The organism is Marinobacter sp. PE14 (assembly GCF_053566155.1).
In genome coordinates this window covers 1,030,571-1,044,922 of the sequence record NZ_JBQXNY010000002.1, presented here as the reverse complement: position 1 = coordinate 1,044,922, position 14,352 = coordinate 1,030,571, and the positions used below count along the sequence as shown (strand labels likewise).

General features: G+C 58.4%; 14 protein-coding genes. 10 read left to right on the top strand and 4 right to left on the bottom strand.

Features of this window, described 5'->3' with window-relative positions:
• Positions 1 to 11: 11 nt before the first annotated feature.
• A complete protein-coding gene (locus ACWJ62_RS10540) occupies positions 12 to 401 on the top strand; it encodes a CBS domain-containing protein (protein WP_014578444.1) in 390 nt (129 codons plus the stop codon).
• Positions 402 to 408: 7 nt separating this feature from the next.
• Here ACWJ62_RS10540 and ACWJ62_RS10535 read toward each other — a convergent pair whose 3' ends face one another.
• Both ACWJ62_RS10535 and dauA read right to left on the bottom strand, forming a co-directional pair.
• A complete protein-coding gene (locus ACWJ62_RS10535) occupies positions 409 to 2,355 on the bottom strand; it encodes a CASTOR/POLLUX-related putative ion channel (RefSeq protein WP_449286128.1) in 1,947 nt (648 codons plus the stop codon).
• A gap of 71 nt (positions 2,356 to 2,426) precedes the next feature.
• The gene (gene dauA, locus ACWJ62_RS10530) at positions 2,427 to 4,178 is read right to left on the bottom strand and encodes a C4-dicarboxylic acid transporter DauA (protein ID WP_449286127.1); all 1,752 of its coding nucleotides are present in this window, start codon (positions 4,176 to 4,178) and stop codon (positions 2,427 to 2,429) included.
• Between the two features lie 112 nt (positions 4,179 to 4,290).
• Here dauA and ACWJ62_RS10525 point away from each other — a divergent pair, with 112 nt between their 5' ends.
• Positions 4,291 to 4,470: a CopG family transcriptional regulator gene (locus ACWJ62_RS10525; protein ID WP_449286126.1), complete on the top strand. Its 180-nt coding sequence runs from the start codon at positions 4,291 to 4,293 to the stop codon at positions 4,468 to 4,470.
• Positions 4,471 to 4,558: 88 nt separating this feature from the next.
• On the top strand, positions 4,559 to 5,503 hold the full coding sequence (locus ACWJ62_RS10520; RefSeq protein ID WP_449286125.1) for a ChaN family lipoprotein: 945 nt from the start codon (positions 4,559 to 4,561) through the stop codon (positions 5,501 to 5,503).
• 8 nt (positions 5,504 to 5,511) lie between these two features.
• Here ACWJ62_RS10520 and ACWJ62_RS10515 read toward each other — a convergent pair whose 3' ends face one another.
• Positions 5,512 to 6,045, bottom strand: a complete 534-nt coding sequence (locus tag ACWJ62_RS10515) for a macro domain-containing protein (RefSeq protein ID WP_449286124.1) — start codon at positions 6,043 to 6,045, stop codon at positions 5,512 to 5,514.
• 116 nt (positions 6,046 to 6,161) lie between these two features.
• Between ACWJ62_RS10515 and ACWJ62_RS10510 the strand changes: the two genes are divergently transcribed.
• Positions 6,162 to 6,872: an SIMPL domain-containing protein gene (locus ACWJ62_RS10510; RefSeq protein ID WP_088826851.1), complete on the top strand. Its 711-nt coding sequence runs from the start codon at positions 6,162 to 6,164 to the stop codon at positions 6,870 to 6,872.
• Between the two features lie 9 nt (positions 6,873 to 6,881).
• Here ACWJ62_RS10510 and ACWJ62_RS10505 read toward each other — a convergent pair whose 3' ends face one another.
• Positions 6,882 to 7,949, bottom strand: coding sequence for a beta-N-acetylglucosaminidase domain-containing protein (locus ACWJ62_RS10505; protein ID WP_449286123.1), 1,068 nt, complete (start codon positions 7,947 to 7,949; stop codon positions 6,882 to 6,884).
• A gap of 118 nt (positions 7,950 to 8,067) precedes the next feature.
• Between ACWJ62_RS10505 and ACWJ62_RS10500 the strand changes: the two genes are divergently transcribed.
• The 6 genes from ACWJ62_RS10500 (at position 8,068) to ACWJ62_RS10475 (ending at position 14,347) form a co-directional block, all read left to right on the top strand.
• Positions 8,068 to 8,526, top strand: coding sequence for a hypothetical protein (locus tag ACWJ62_RS10500; protein WP_062786140.1), 459 nt, complete (start codon positions 8,068 to 8,070; stop codon positions 8,524 to 8,526).
• 145 nt (positions 8,527 to 8,671) lie between these two features.
• Positions 8,672 to 9,748 (top strand): TRAP transporter substrate-binding protein, encoded by a 1,077-nt coding sequence (locus ACWJ62_RS10495; RefSeq protein ID WP_449286122.1) that lies wholly within the window; start codon positions 8,672 to 8,674, stop codon positions 9,746 to 9,748.
• Between the two features lie 101 nt (positions 9,749 to 9,849).
• Positions 9,850 to 10,395: a TRAP transporter small permease subunit gene (locus ACWJ62_RS10490; protein WP_449286121.1), complete on the top strand. Its 546-nt coding sequence runs from the start codon at positions 9,850 to 9,852 to the stop codon at positions 10,393 to 10,395.
• Positions 10,392 to 11,687 carry a TRAP transporter large permease gene (locus ACWJ62_RS10485; RefSeq protein WP_449286120.1) on the top strand — a complete coding sequence of 432 codons (1,296 nt, stop codon included), beginning with the start codon at positions 10,392 to 10,394 and terminating at the stop codon, positions 11,685 to 11,687. The genes ACWJ62_RS10490 and ACWJ62_RS10485 overlap by 4 nt, the downstream gene beginning before the upstream one ends.
• Before the next feature lie 222 nt (positions 11,688 to 11,909).
• Entirely contained in the window at positions 11,910 to 13,223 is a 1,314-nt protein-coding gene (locus tag ACWJ62_RS10480) for a class I SAM-dependent methyltransferase (RefSeq protein ID WP_449286119.1), read from the top strand.
• Complete coding sequence (locus ACWJ62_RS10475) at positions 13,223 to 14,347, top strand: NAD(P)/FAD-dependent oxidoreductase (RefSeq protein WP_449286118.1); 1,125 nt, start codon at positions 13,223 to 13,225, stop codon at positions 14,345 to 14,347. The genes ACWJ62_RS10480 and ACWJ62_RS10475 overlap by 1 nt, the downstream gene beginning before the upstream one ends.
• Positions 14,348 to 14,352: the final 5 nt, after the last annotated feature.

The window sequence follows — 14,352 nt, the reverse complement described above, 5'->3', positions numbered from 1 at the left end:
GGAGAACAGCCATGAAACTGGTCAAAGATGTGATGGTGCGGGATGTTATGACCATCTCTCCGTTTGCCAGCATCCGTGAGGCGCTGTCACAGATGAAACAGCACTCTGTGAAATCGCTGGTGGTGGAGAAGACCAGCGAGCACGATGCCTGGGGTCTGATCACCTATACCAACGTGCTGAAAACGGTCATTGCCGAAGACGGCGACATCGACCTTCTGAACGTTTACGACGCCTGCGCCAAGCCTGTCATCAGCGTTGGCGAGAATCTGAACGTCCGACATGCCGCCAGCCTGATGAGCAAATATCGGGTAAAGCGCCTTCTGGTGCTGGCCGACAATGACCTCAAAGGCTTTGTGGTCATGGACGACATCATGGCGGCACTGCTCGACAGCATCGACTGACCCGCAATCAGGTCAGGCACAGCACGACCAGTCGGTCACCAGGCTGTAACTCCAGGTAGTCCTTGCGGGGCGGGTTCAGCTGCAGGTGGCGCCCGTTTTCATTGGCACGTTGCCGAAAAATCCCGAGTGCCAGCTCACCTTCAGACGCCACCGTCTTTTCCAGCACCTGAAACGTCGCACTGGCGGGCAAGGGGTAATCCGCCGGATCCCGGAACTGGATCTCGGCACCGCCAACAGTGAACAGCTCATCCAGCACGATGCGAAGCTCCCGCCGCAGCGCCACCTGAGCCAGAACGTGACTGAGAATCATGGGGCTGATCATCATCTCGCTCTGATGCCCATCCAGCAGGTGCCGGTTGTCGGGGTCGCTCAATTCCATGACCAGTTGGGGCCTCCGGGCAAAATCGGCCAGGATGTCTTCAAGCTGGAGGTACCCAACCATCGCGCGGGCATCGGCCTCTTCACCCGAAGCCAGCCGGTCACTGCTCAGCAGGATCACGGTATCGTAGCCCGCCGGCCCTATCCGGCGGAGCTCCCCCTCTACCATGTAGTCCGCCTCGATATGCCGACAGGTCAGGCGGTCGGCATTTTCGACATACCGGGCAATGGCCTGCTCCCGCTCGGCTTTGGGAACCACGGAAACCAGGTCCACCTCAAAATGACGGTGTCCGTAGCTGAGGAATTCCGCGATCAGGCTGGGCACGCGTCGGTTCCAGCCCAACACCAGAACACGGTGATTCATCTGGTCCACGGGTCGCTCAACCCGCACCGCCTGCCCTCTCACCAGTATTGGCAAAGGCGCCATTTTGGGATTCGGCTCGGTCTCGGAGTAATCCCGGGCCATGATGACCACCCGATCAGTCGCTTCAATGGGTGAGTCTGAGGGCGCCAACAACTGGACGTCCCAGCCTGAACCGCTGGGCTTCAACAGCCCCAGCACGATGACTTCGGGCCGGGCGGCCGCCAGCTCGCCCAACGTCATGCCTGCCAGCGACTCGCCTCCGCGGATATAGATCTCGTTCCCTTCGCCGGCTGTCAGCAACTCGTTGAACACTTCCGACAGGCCAGGATGAAGGATGTTCTGCACCATCAGGCGACTGATGGTGGCATCGCCGGCCACGACCTCCACGGCCCCGGGGTAGGCCCGCTCGATCACCGGGAGCTTGCGGACGTCCTGGATCTCAGCCACCACAAACGGCAATGAGGACTGAAAATGCCTTGCCTGTGCGGCTATGGAAAGCAGCGCCTTGACCGTCTCCACGTCCGACGTGACCAGGCTGCCAGCTTCGTGGGCCGCGCTGGGTACGATGACCGCCGCTGCATCCAGACACGCCACCCGGTGCAGGGCATCCGGCTGGATTGCTGATCCTGAACGCAGGATGATCTGGCGGGCCCGGCTCCCGATACCAGGCTCGGTGCGTAACTCATGGACCTGGGCTGCAGAAGCCTCTTCAGACAGCACCACGAGGTTGAGCTTCTGGGCATCGTGCTTTTCCAGAAAACGGCGCACCCGGCCACTGGAGCCCAACAACTCCGAGAGCAGCGGAAGGGTCTGGCTGGTCCAGCCCAGCACCACCACATGGTTCTTCAGCGTAACCGGCGTGAGGCCTCTCTCAAGATCCGCCATTTTTGCGATCAACCACCGTGTCAGGATCGCCACCAGAGTACCCATGAACACCACATAGCCGCTGATAGTCAGCAAGGTCGAGACAAAGCGCTGCCAGGTGCCAACGTCGTCGCCCAGATAGCCGGGATCGGTCAACCGAAGAAACGCCCACCAGATCGCCGAGCCGGGATCCTCGAAGTCGCCGCCCTGAGGGACCACAAGCAGGCCACCGATTAACGAGATCAGACCAATGAATACACCGACCACGAGAAGCTGAAATCCCGCGCCCTTGACGAGCTGGCGTTCCAGTATGAATTTGACTCGGTCGATCAGCCGAAAAGGCAGCATGGCAGTCCTCTTGAAGAGAGTATTTTCGTCGCGTCAGGGTAGACCATCCGGAAACCGATGAAATCAGGGTTTTATCCGGAAGCCCGATCAGTTTCAGACGCAGGGCAACTGATCAGACGCAAAGCTTCGTCCAGGGAGGAAGTATAGCGGGTAACGCCAGCTACCGGCGCAACCCCGGCGCGAGCGAGGGTGCGCAAAGGCTGAAACTGAAGATCGGCAATAACGATCTGAGTACCGTCCCGCTCACAGGTGGCAATGAGCTTGTTCAGGGCGGACAGCCCGCCGGCATCGAGAATCGTGACGCCGTCCATATACAGAATGAACCCGCGAGCATTCCGGGAGAGCGCCGCCAGCTCTCCGAAAATCCGATCGGCGGCGGCAAAGAACAAGGGCCCGTTGATCTTGAAGACCTGCCAGCCATGGGGCAGTTCGTAGTCAGTGATCCGATTACTCAGGGTGATATCCGTGACCCTGGTCATCTGTGCCATTTCCCGCATGAACAGAACCGCCGCCAACAGGACGCCGGTGGTGATGGCAATCACCATGTCGAGCAATACCGTCAGTGAAAAACAGGTGAGAAAAACCAGGATGTCGCTGCGCGGCGCGGTCTTTAGCAGATGCAGGGATTTGTGAGCCTCACTCATATTCCAGGCCACCATCACCAGCAGGGCGGCCATGGCCGGCATGGGAAGATACGCCAGCAGGCCCGCCAGCGAAACCAGCGCCAGCAGAACGACCAGCGAATGCACCATTGCGGAGACCGGAGACTCGGCGCCGGCGCGGTAGTTGGCCGCCGAGCGGGCGATGGCGGCCGTGGCGGTAATGCCGCCGAAAAACGGCGTGATGATGTTGCCAAGTCCCTGCCCCATGAGCTCGCTGTTGGCGCTGTGGCGCTTGCCGGTCATGCCATCAAGCACCACGGCACACAGGAGGGACTCGATGGCGCCGAGCATGGCGATGGCAAAGGCAGCCGGCAGCAGGTCCCGGACCAGCGACCATGACAGTCCGACAGGCTCGCCCGATGCCCCGGCCTGCTGCCACGGCCAGGCGAATTCCGGCAGGAACGGCGGAATACCCGCTCCCTCGGTACCGTCCGGCAAGAGATAGCTGAACCTTGAACCAATGGTATCGATATCAGCACCCTGGGCATTCAACCAGAGCGCAAGCAGGCTTCCGATCACCACTGCCGGCAGATGCGGGGGCACCGGGGTTTTCAGGCGTGGCCAGAGCAACATGCAGGCAAGGGTGACACCGGCCACTAACGTACTCATACCATCAAATTCCGGCAGCGCACCGGCCAGCAGGGCCAGCTTGTCCCAGTAATGCTCGGGCATATCACCAATCGGAAGGCCCAGAAAATCCCGGATCTGCAGGGTGGCAATCACCACGGCGATCCCCCCGGTAAACCCGAGGGTTACCGATTCTGGAATGTACTCGATGAAACGACCCAGGCGCATCAGGGCCATCAGAATCAGCAAAACGCCCGACATCAGGGTGGCCAGAAGCAGACCACCCAGCCCATAGCTCTGGGCGATGGGGTACAGAATGACAACGAAGGCAGCGGTGGGGCCGGAGATGCTGAACCGGCTGCCGCCGGTCAATGCGATCACAAACCCGGCAATAATGGCGGTATAGAGCCCGTATTGCGGTGCAACGCCACTGGCGATCGCCAATGCCATGGCCAGGGGTATGGCAATAATGCCCACCGTCAAACCGGCCATCACATCGCGCAGGAAACGGCGGCCCCGGTAAGGCTCATCAATACACGCTTCCCGGAATGCGTGGGCCATCCGGAGAGAAAACAGGTGGGCACGATGTGGCATGAGTGACTCGTTGATTGCAACTTTTAACTGCGAATTATATGCTCATTATATCTACATTCAATGTTAACCAGGTTAACATATTCGAAAGCCACCCGAGGTGAAGAAGAACCCAATGGAAAACCGCACTGCCCGCCTGACGTTGCTGATCGATCCCGAGAAAAAGGCCGCCTTTGAAGACCTGTGTAAGCAGGAAGATGTGACGCCATCCCAGAAAGTGCGACAATTCATTCGGGAATACGTGGAAGAAAGACTGGGATCGGAATGGCGGGAAGACCGTAAAAAGAAATCCTGACGGGGTTCATTACGTAAGGACTATGATGAAACCTATCGCGCCAATCCTGCTGTTTGCCACTCTGTCTGTTATGAACGGATGCACTGCCATGCCTTCATCGAAAGCCCCCCACGCTCTGAGTACGGCACCGCAAACCCAGTACGATGCCCTACTGGTAAACCCGGAAAACAATACCGCACTGGCTCCGGAAGAACTGGCGCAGCAACTGGCCGACGTCGATGTTGTCGTTGTCGGGGAATACCACGGACACCATGGCTCACACCTTCTGCAAACCCGGGTTCAGACCGCCCTGTTTCGGCTGCGGCCGACGCAGGTTCTCAGCATGGAGCAGTTCAACCTGGATCACCAGGAAGAGCTAGACCGCTATCTGCGGGGAGAGACCGGCGAAACCGAAATGATCGAAGACGCCGAAGCCTGGGACAATTACCGCGCCTCCTATCGACCACTGGTGGAGTTTGCACGCCGGCAGAATCTTCCAGTAATCGCGGCCAATGCGCCGGCCGACGTGGTCCGCTGCGTCGGTCGCAAGGGCCCGGACTATCTTGACCGTATTTCAGACACATCGAGAAAGAGGTTACCGGCCGATCCCTTCATGGACACCCCGGCCTACAGGGAAAAGTTCATGGCTGCCATCGGTGCCAGCCACCAGGCAGACGACACCATGAGCGAGCGGATGGACAACACATACAAGGCCCAGTTGCTCCGGGACAACACCATGGCAACGCGTATTCTTCAGGCGCGGGCAGAGCACCCGGAGCACCAGGTACTGCACGTGACCGGCACCTTTCACAGTGAAAACGGCCTGGGCACCGTGGCGCTTCTGAAACAGCGCGCGCCGGAAATCTCGGTTGCCGTTGTAAGCCCCGCGTTCTGGCCTTCGGACGTCAACGAAGCGCCCCTGGAGAATAATCGCGCCAAGGGTGATTTCATCTACTTTATCCAGCCTCTGCCCGACGAATTCCGGGATGCCCAGCGGGAGCGTGAGGCGATGACGGCCCGCTTCCGCCGCTCGACCGACAAAAGCTGTGACTGAAAGGTCGGCTACCGGAGTGACAGACCCGATTCCAACTCAAGAGCCTTTTCAAACACCGATAGGTCCTGGTCGCTGAACAGCACAAACCGGACAAGGCAAACAGAGTTGAGCTCCGCCAGCGTGTCAGACACCGCCTTCATGGCCACTGCCGCCGCATCTTTCAATGGATAGCCGAACACCCCGGTGGAGATGGCAGGAAAGGCGATGGACGTCAGCTCATGCCGATCTGCCAGCAACAGGGCATTTCTGAAGCACTCGGCCAGCAAACGGTCGGATGGCTCGTCGACCCCATAAACCGGCCCCAGACAGTGGATCACGTGCTGGTTTGGCAGCTGGTGAGCCGAGCTTATGACAGCCTGCCCCGGCGTGATCGGCGCCAGCGCCCGGCATTCCTCTGCCAGCCCTGGTCCGGCGGCGCTGTGTATGGCGCCTGCCACGCCACTACCTGGTAACAGTTCGGCGTTGGCAGCATTGACGATCACATCCATATCCTGCTGTTCAGCAATGTTTCCCCTGACGCACTCAACTTTCACAACCGTCATGTTTCCTTCCTTTTCGCTTGGGGCGTGAAACGCTAATCTTGACCATGACTAAAGGATAGCAGCCAGACACCGGACGCTTTCCGGAACATTCCGGCGACGTAATACAGGGACACCCCATGAAACTTTTTGCCTCCGTGATTCTCGGCGTCAGTGCCATCATTTCTGCCGTGCTGATTGGCAATGGCCTGACCGATCTGCGCACCGGCGATCGCTATGTGACCGTTAAAGGCGTGGCTGAACGGGAAGTGAATGCGGACCTGGCCTTGTGGCCCATCCGCTTTGTCGCCACCGGCGCGTCCCTGAGTGAGGCCCAGGAAAGGGCAAGAAGCAGCCGGGACGCGATCATGGCGTTCCTCAAACTGCAGGCCATTGACCAGAATGCGGTCGAACTCCAGCGCCTGGATGTCACCGATACCCGGGCCAACCCCTACCAGGCCAACAACGGAGAGCAGAAGTTCATCATCAGCCAGACGCTGATGGTGCGCAGCACTGACATCGACCGAATCCGGCAGGCAGCCCAGGGCGTCAGTGAACTGGTGGACTCCGGAGTGGTGCTGTCTTCGGACTACGGCCCCTCCGGCCCGACGTACGTATTCAATGGGCTCAACGACATCAAGCCGGAGATGATTGCCGAGGCCACTGCATCGGCCCGGGAAGCTGCTGACCAGTTCGCCCAGGATGCGAAAGCGGAACTCGGGGGGCTGCGACGCGCCAATCAGGGCGTTTTCCAGATTCTGGCCCGGGATCAGGCGCCGGGCATCATGGAGCAGCAACAGCCGGTAAAAACCGTTCGGGTAGTCTCAACCGTCGAATATTACCTTCGATAGTCCACCCGCCTACTGCGTGGCCACCATCTCATCAGTCACCTGATACTCACCGGCCAGCCAGCGCAGGATCTCGTTGGCTGCAGGGTGGTCAAACGCATCGTAGGTATGTTGCAGACTCTGTCGCTTTTCATCGCTGATCCGGCCAAGCCCGGCGTCCTGCAGGACCAGTAGATCCGCATGCAGCTGCGCTGCCAACTCCCTGCCCAACACCTCGCGGGCGACATGGCGGAACGCCTGCCCGTATTGATAAGAGGGCCCCAGACGATAGGATTCCGCCAGCGTTATGGCCGGGATGGCCGTCAGTGTGGGCTGCAGCGCCGGATTGATGCCATGGCCGGCAAGGTGAGCCGCGTTGGCCGCAGGTCGTCCGGTGAAGGCTCGCAGATGCAGATGTTGCGACATCCGGTCGCCGTCGTTGACCGGGTAATTGTCCCAGAGCACCGGCTTGCGGCCAAGCAGGTCTCCGACACGTTTCAGATGACCGGGTGACACTTCCCGGGAACACACTTCCTCCCCGGTCCAGAACACGTTCACCGAGTGGTCCAGCTTTCGCCCGAGCGTCTCCAGATAATCCGCCGGGCGCTCCCCGAACACGCGGTCGAGAACCGGATCATCGGAATAATAACTGGGGCAGACACTCAGCTGTTTTATCGAGGTACGATCACGGACCCAGTGCACAATGTCCGCCTGGGTAGCGGCAAGGTCCGGAGTGTCTGACCGCATGTCATCGAACAGAATCGCCAGCTCATCTACCCCGATGCGCTCCAGCAGGGTGAGCTTTTCTGCCAGCGCCGCCCGGGCCTCGTCGTCAAACCGATTGAATACTTCGAACGGACTCAGGCCCACACCAAAGCGAACACCCTCGTTCCTGCAAAAGCGCGAGAAATCCGCCAACTCCGCGGCCATCGCCGGCGGATGCGGCTGCTGCCACTTCCGGCGCAGAAAAACATCGGCCTTGGGGGCATAGAGATAAAAACCGTAACCATGGGGCGCCAGGGTGCGAACCAGTTGCCGCCGCTCCTGCCAGGTCCACATGGGGCCGTAAAATCCTTCAATGATGCCGAGTGTCGTTGCCATGGCCGATTTCCGCTCCGCTGGTTCCCGGGCCCGGTTCAGGTACCCTGTAACCTCCAAGTTTGACTAGACTTACCGGTAAAGCCAACTACAACCGAACTGCCCGACAAGGAGCAACTCAATGGAAATAAAGACGTTCGAGGACCTCATCGAATGGACGAGGCAACTGCACGCGCATCTTGCCAGGTGCCTGAAGGAGTCCGCCAAGCTCAACAACGACGAGCGAGCCAGCGCCCTCCTCGACTACGTATCCAGCCACGAGACCATACTCGAGAAAGCGGTCCGGGAATTCGAGAAACAGGCTGACCCGAAGGCCCTCAATACCCGCATGTACGACTACCTGAACCACAAACCGATCAGGGCCAGTGCCGACTCCTACACGCACTACGCGTCAATGAGCTTTCAGGATATTGCCAGGGAAATCTTCCAGTTCCATGACCAGGTCATGGATCTCTACGATTCCCTGATTGGCAAGGCAGAGATTCCAGAGGCCAAGGCCTTGCTTGAGGATCTGCTTTCCCTCGAAGAACACGAGGCCATGCGCCTCTCGAGCCAGATCAGCCGCATGGACGACATCTGATCCGCCGTACGACCAAGGTCGTACACCCAGCGGTTTTTGATTTCGTTTGTTAACGATAATTGCTAACGTGAACTAGCATTAAGAGTGGTTCTCCCTAAAAGGGAAGACGCTCGACCCACAAAAAAGATAAGAGGATAGAAGAGCAATGAAGATCCGTTCTGTTCTTTCCGCGGCTGTGCTGGCTGTGGCAACCACCTTTGCCTCGTCGCAGGCGCTCGCCCAAGACACCTTCACACTCCGCCTTGCAGAAACCTGGGGGCCAAACTTCCCGATTTTCGGTGACACCACCAAACGTTTCGCCGAAACCGTCGAGAAAATGTCTGACGGGCGCCTGAAAGTCCGTATCGATTCCGCCAACAAGCACAAAGCCCCGCTGGGCGTGTTTGATATGGTCAAGGCTGGTCAGTACGACATGGGCCATTCCGCATCCTACTACTGGAAAGGCAAGGTTCCCGAGACCCTGTTCTTCACCAGCATGCCGTTTGGCATGAACGCCATGGAACAGTATGCCTGGTTCTACCACGGCGGCGGCATGGAATTGATGCAGGAAGTCTATGAGCCCCACAACATGCTGTCTTTCCCCGGCGGTAACACCGGCGTACAGATGGGCGGCTGGTTCCGCAAGGAAATCAACTCATTGGAAGACCTGCAGGGTCTGAAGATGCGTATCCCCGGTTTCGCCGGTGAAGTGTTCGCGGAAGTTGGCGTTAACCCGACCAACATCGCCCCGGGCGAGCTCTACACAGCCCTCGAGCGCAACACCATCGATGCCGTTGAGTGGGTAGGTCCGGCACTGGATCTGCGTCTTGGTTTCCAGCAGATTGCTGACTACTACTACACCGGCTGGCACGAGCCTGCTACCGAACTCCAGTTCCTGGTGAACAAGCGGGTTTGGGAGAAACTTCCGGCCGACCTGCAGGAAATCATGCGTGTTGCCATGCGCACTGCGTCCTACGACATGCTGGTTCACTCCCAGCACGCCAACGCTGAAGCCTGGGCCAACATTCGCGAAGAATATCCGAATGTCCAGATCAAGCAGTTCCCGGACGAGATCTTTGATGCAATGTACGCCGCCAACAACAAACTGCTGAAAGAAGCAGCTGCTGAAAGCGACATGGCTTCCAAGATTATCGACTCCCAGCAGAACTATCTTGAGCAAAGCCGCGCTTACACCAATATTTCAGAGCGCGCCTACCTCAACACAATGGCCGAAGTCGAGTAAGATATAGGCTTTAACGGAGCCGGGATCGCTCTTGCAGTGATCCCGGTTTTGTCGTTTATAGCAACTGAAAAAGCGCCAGTCCGCCTGGCGGGGGATCATCAATGCGGTGGATAATCAAACTGGACGACGGGCTTGCCCGGCTGTCCATCTTCTGTGGCTGGGTTGCCTGTGTCGCGATGATACTGATGGCAGCCAACGTCTTTTACGACGTAGTGGCCCGCTACGCTTTTAACAACGTTTCAATCGGCATGCAGGAAATGGAGTGGCACCTCTATTCAGTGGTGTTCCTGCTGGGTATTCCCTACGCATTGCGCACGGATGGTCATGTTCGGGTCGACGTTTTCTACACCAAATGGAGCAACAAGGCCAAGGCCTGGGTCAACCTTGTTGGTGCCTTCATTTTCGTCATTCCGTTCGCTTATCTAATCGGCATTTACGGCTACGATTTTGCCCTCGACTCCTACAACATGGGCGAAGGCAGCGGTGATCCGGGCGGCCTGCCGCACCGCTGGATTATCAAATCCGTCATCCCTGTCAGTGCCGTCTTCATCGGTATTGCCGGCCTCAACATGGCGACCTACGCCATACGGGTCATGGCGGGTGACAAGGAATATGAAGGTGAGCACAGCGGAGGAGGCCTCGCATGATCGGTATGATTATGTTCGGTGTGGCACTGCTGATGCTGATGCTGGGCTTCCCGGTTGCATTCACCTTCGGTGGCGTTGCGCTGTTTTTCGGAATTTTCTCTGAGGGCATGGATCTCTTTGCCTTCATGCCCTACCGCATCATGAGCGTGATGCAGAACACCGTCCTGATGGCGGTGCCGCTGTTTATCTTCATGGGCGTGGTGCTCCAACGTACGAGGTTGGCGGAACAACTTCTGACCTCCATGGGCCGTCTGTTCGGTGGTCTGCCCGGTGGCCTGGCTATCTCGACGATTCTTGTCGGTGCACTGCTGGCCGCCTCTACCGGTGTCGTGGGCGCCAGCGTGGTCGCCATGGGCCTGATCTCGCTGCCGGTCATGCTGGCGCATAAATACGACAAGAGACTGGCCACCGGCACCATCTGTGCTTCCGGCACCCTTGGTCAGATTGTGCCACCATCCATCATCCTTATTATTCTGGGCGATGTCCTTGGCCTTCCGGTTGGGGATCTGTTCAAGGCCGCGGTCTGGCCCGGCGTTGTGTTGGTGGGGCTCTACATCATCTACATCCTGGTGCTGACCAGACTGAAACCTGAAACCGCGCCGGCCATGCCGGATGAGCCAGGCGTGTCCCGTAAAAAGGAAATCTTCAATGCGCTGTTGGCGATTATCCCGCCGCTGGCATTGATTGTGGTGGTTCTGGGCTCGATCTTCACCGGCATTGCCACACCAACCGAGTCATCCGCTCTGGGTGGCGTTGGCGCCGTGGTTCTGGCCATCATCTACCGCCAGTTCTCCTTCAAGATGGTATGGGATGCGTCCAAGGATACGGTCAAGGTGACCGCCATGGTCTTCGCGATCCTGATCGGTGCCACGGCCTTCTCCATGGTGTTCAGCTACACCGGCGGCGACTATCTGCTGGAGGAGTGGCTGCTCCAGCTGCCCGGCGAAAAGTGGGGCTTCATCATTCTGGCTATGGCGGTCATCCTGGTGCTGGGTTTCTTCATCGACTTCGTTGAAATCTCCTTCATCATCGTGCCGATCCTTGCGCCAGTGGCGGAAGCCATGGGCATCAACATGCTCTGGTTCGCTATCCTGATCGCCATGAACTTGCAAACGAGCTTCCTGACACCACCGTTCGGGTTCTCGTTGTTCTACCTCAAAGGCGTCGCACCGCCGCAAGTGCGAACGACGGATATCTATAAAGGCGTACTGCCCTTCATCTTGATACAGATGTTCGTGCTGGCGCTGATTGTGATTTTCCCTGAATGGTTTGGTATGAGCTCCTCATACTGACCCTAATAATGCCGGGCCCAGCGGCCCGGCTTTTTTTACCCCTCCATTTTCGGTCTTCACTATCCTTCCGATAGTTTTCCTATATTTTCAGTCAACCTGACAAAATCTCACTGTTTTCTATACTGAACGGACAACCGGCGATTCTCAGACTGGTATTCGGGAACCCTGGCGCGCGCATCGACAAAACATTGATGTTGAGGTTATCAAGGGAGAGCGGAGTCCATGAACCAGAGCACTGCCCAGAAAACCCGTAACAACGGGCAAGAATCCAAAAGCCATGTTCTGACCCTACCACTGGAAAATACCCACGTGGACCGGTCACCGCACACTTACGAGCGCTGGCTGATAGCCAAGCTCATGCGGATGGCGGGATCTCCCCCCCTTCGCTTCCGGCTCTGGAACGGCGATGTGATCGAACCAGAGGGCCAACACGCGCAGTTCACTCTGCACCTGACCGACCCCAAAGCCCTGTACGCACTGGTGACCAATCCCAACCTGGCATTCGGAGACCTCTACAGCGCCGGTCGCCTGGAGGTGGAAGGCGACTTGCCGGACCTGATGGAAACCCTCTACCGGTCCGTTCACCAGGCACGCCAGAAGTGGCCGAAATGGCTGGAGGCCCTGTGGCGCAACCACAACCCCCGGTCCACCGGCATCTCGGAAGCCAAGGAGAACATTCATCACCATTACGATCTGGGTAACGAGTTCTACCAGCTCTGGCTGGACAGCGCCGAAATGCAGTACACCTGCGCCTACTACGAGACGCCGGAGCTGACCCTTGAACAGGCCCAGCAGGCCAAACTCGAGCACGTTTGCCGCAAACTCCGGCTAAAGCCGGGCATGACGGTGGTCGAGGCCGGCTGCGGCTGGGGCGGCCTGGCCCGCTACATGGCCCGGAATTACGGCGTCAAAGTCCATTCCTACAATATCTCCAGAGAACAGCTCGCGTTTGCCCGTGAAGAAGCTCGCAAGCAGAAGCTTGATCATCTGGTGGAGTATGTCGAAGACGATTACCGGAACATCAGCGGGCAATACGACGCGTTCGTATCAATCGGCATGCTTGAACATGTGGGAAAAGAGAATTTCGAGGCCCTGTCCGAGCTGATCAAACGGAGCCTCAAGCCTGATGGCATTGCCCTGCTACACAGTATTGGCCGCAACCGCCCAATGCTGATGAACGCATGGATCGAGAAACGCATCTTCCCGGGCGCCTATCCACCCAGCATCGGCGAATTCATGCAGATCTGTGAGCACGGTGATTTTTCGGTCCTGGACGTCGAGAACCTGCGCCTGCATTACGCCCAGACCCTGAGCGACTGGATGGAACGCTTCAACCAGAACGAAGACAAGGTCACTGCCATCTATGACGGCCACTTCACCCGGGCATGGCGCATGTATCTGGCAGGTTCCATCGCCGCCTTCCGGACAGGTTCGCTGCAGCTGTTCCAGGTGGTCTTCAGCCATGGTGACAACAACAAGCTGCCCCAGAACAGACGGGATCTTTACGACTTTCCTGCAGCACCCGAGGAGGCCTGATGGACTACTACGACCTGATCATCGTTGGGGCCGGGCCTGCCGGATCCACCCTGGCCAGCGCCCTCGAAAACAGCGGCAAAAAAGTGCTGATCATTGATAAACAGGACTTTCCCAGGGACAAAACCTGCGCAGGCTGGGTTACGCCTGCCGTGATGGAGACCCTGAAGATTGACCCGGAAGAATACTCGCGCGGCCGAACCCTGCAACCCATCCGGCGGTTTCGCATCGGGATGATGGGTCAGCCGGCCGTGGAGAACGATCACGGCGACGTAGTCAGCTATGGTATTCGCAGGTGTGAGTTTGACGACTACCTGCTCAGCCGCGTCAACGTGCCGAAACAGCTGGCCACGCCGGTCAAATCCATCGTTCGTAAAGACGGCAACTGGGTCGTCAATGACACCTGGGAAGCGCCTCTTGTTGTCGGTGCCGGTGGTCACTTCTGCCCGGTTGCGCGATTGCTGGGGGATGGCCCCGGTGGCCATGAAACCGTTGTGTCGGCCAAAGAGGTTGAATTTGAAATGACACAGGAACAGGCAACGGCCTGCCAGGCCCGGGGCGATACACCTGAGCTCTGGTTCTGCCGGGACCTCAAGGGCTATGCCTGGGTGTTCCGAAAGGGCAATTTCCTGAATATTGGCCTGGGTCGGGAAGACAACCACAAGCTGACGGGGCATCTGGAAGCGTTTGTTGAGGAAATGAAATCCACCGGTCGCATTCCACAGGACCTGCCCGGACGCTTCAAGGGCCACGCCTATCTGCTCTACGCCCATGCCGACAGACCCCTGGTGGACGACGGTGTGATGCTGGTTGGCGACGCCGCCGGCCTCGCCTACACCCAGAGTGGTGAGGGTATCCGGCCGGCGATCGAATCCGCCCTTCTGGCGGCCGATGTGATTCGTCAGGCCACCGACTATTCAGCCTCCTCCCTGCAGATCTACGGTGATGCCATTGCCGAACGCTTCGGCACTCGCGCCTCCGAGCCAGACCAGGGCTGGCAGATTCCTGACTGGGTCAAGATGCCTCTGGCCAGCAGCCTGATGCGCTCCCACTGGTTTACCCGCAAGGTGGTTACAGAGAAGTGGTTCCTGCACCAGGAGGTTCCACCACTGCAAGTCGCTGTGTGAACGAG

Excerpts from the sequence above, each read along its gene's own strand:
- ACWJ62_RS10490 (WP_449286121.1), top strand. The coding sequence starts at position 9,850 with ATGCGGTGGATAATCAAACTGGACGACGGGCTTGCCCGGCTGTCCATC.
- ACWJ62_RS10505 (WP_449286123.1), bottom strand. The coding sequence starts at position 7,949 with ATGGCAACGACACTCGGCATCATTGAAGGATTTTACGGCCCCATGTGG.
- ACWJ62_RS10535 (WP_449286128.1), bottom strand. The coding sequence starts at position 2,355 with ATGCTGCCTTTTCGGCTGATCGACCGAGTCAAATTCATACTGGAACGC.
- ACWJ62_RS10485 (WP_449286120.1), top strand. The coding sequence starts at position 10,392 with ATGATCGGTATGATTATGTTCGGTGTGGCACTGCTGATGCTGATGCTG.
- ACWJ62_RS10495 (WP_449286122.1), top strand. The coding sequence starts at position 8,672 with ATGAAGATCCGTTCTGTTCTTTCCGCGGCTGTGCTGGCTGTGGCAACC.
- ACWJ62_RS10500 (WP_062786140.1), top strand. The coding sequence starts at position 8,068 with ATGGAAATAAAGACGTTCGAGGACCTCATCGAATGGACGAGGCAACTG.
- ACWJ62_RS10480 (WP_449286119.1), top strand. The coding sequence starts at position 11,910 with ATGAACCAGAGCACTGCCCAGAAAACCCGTAACAACGGGCAAGAATCC.
- ACWJ62_RS10515 (WP_449286124.1), bottom strand. The coding sequence starts at position 6,045 with ATGACGGTTGTGAAAGTTGAGTGCGTCAGGGGAAACATTGCTGAACAG.
- ACWJ62_RS10475 (WP_449286118.1), top strand. The coding sequence starts at position 13,223 with ATGGACTACTACGACCTGATCATCGTTGGGGCCGGGCCTGCCGGATCC.
- ACWJ62_RS10510 (WP_088826851.1), top strand. The coding sequence starts at position 6,162 with ATGAAACTTTTTGCCTCCGTGATTCTCGGCGTCAGTGCCATCATTTCT.
- dauA (WP_449286127.1), bottom strand. The coding sequence starts at position 4,178 with ATGCCACATCGTGCCCACCTGTTTTCTCTCCGGATGGCCCACGCATTC.
- ACWJ62_RS10540 (WP_014578444.1), top strand. The coding sequence starts at position 12 with ATGAAACTGGTCAAAGATGTGATGGTGCGGGATGTTATGACCATCTCT.
- ACWJ62_RS10520 (WP_449286125.1), top strand. The coding sequence starts at position 4,559 with ATGCCTTCATCGAAAGCCCCCCACGCTCTGAGTACGGCACCGCAAACC.
- ACWJ62_RS10525 (WP_449286126.1), top strand. The coding sequence starts at position 4,291 with ATGGAAAACCGCACTGCCCGCCTGACGTTGCTGATCGATCCCGAGAAA.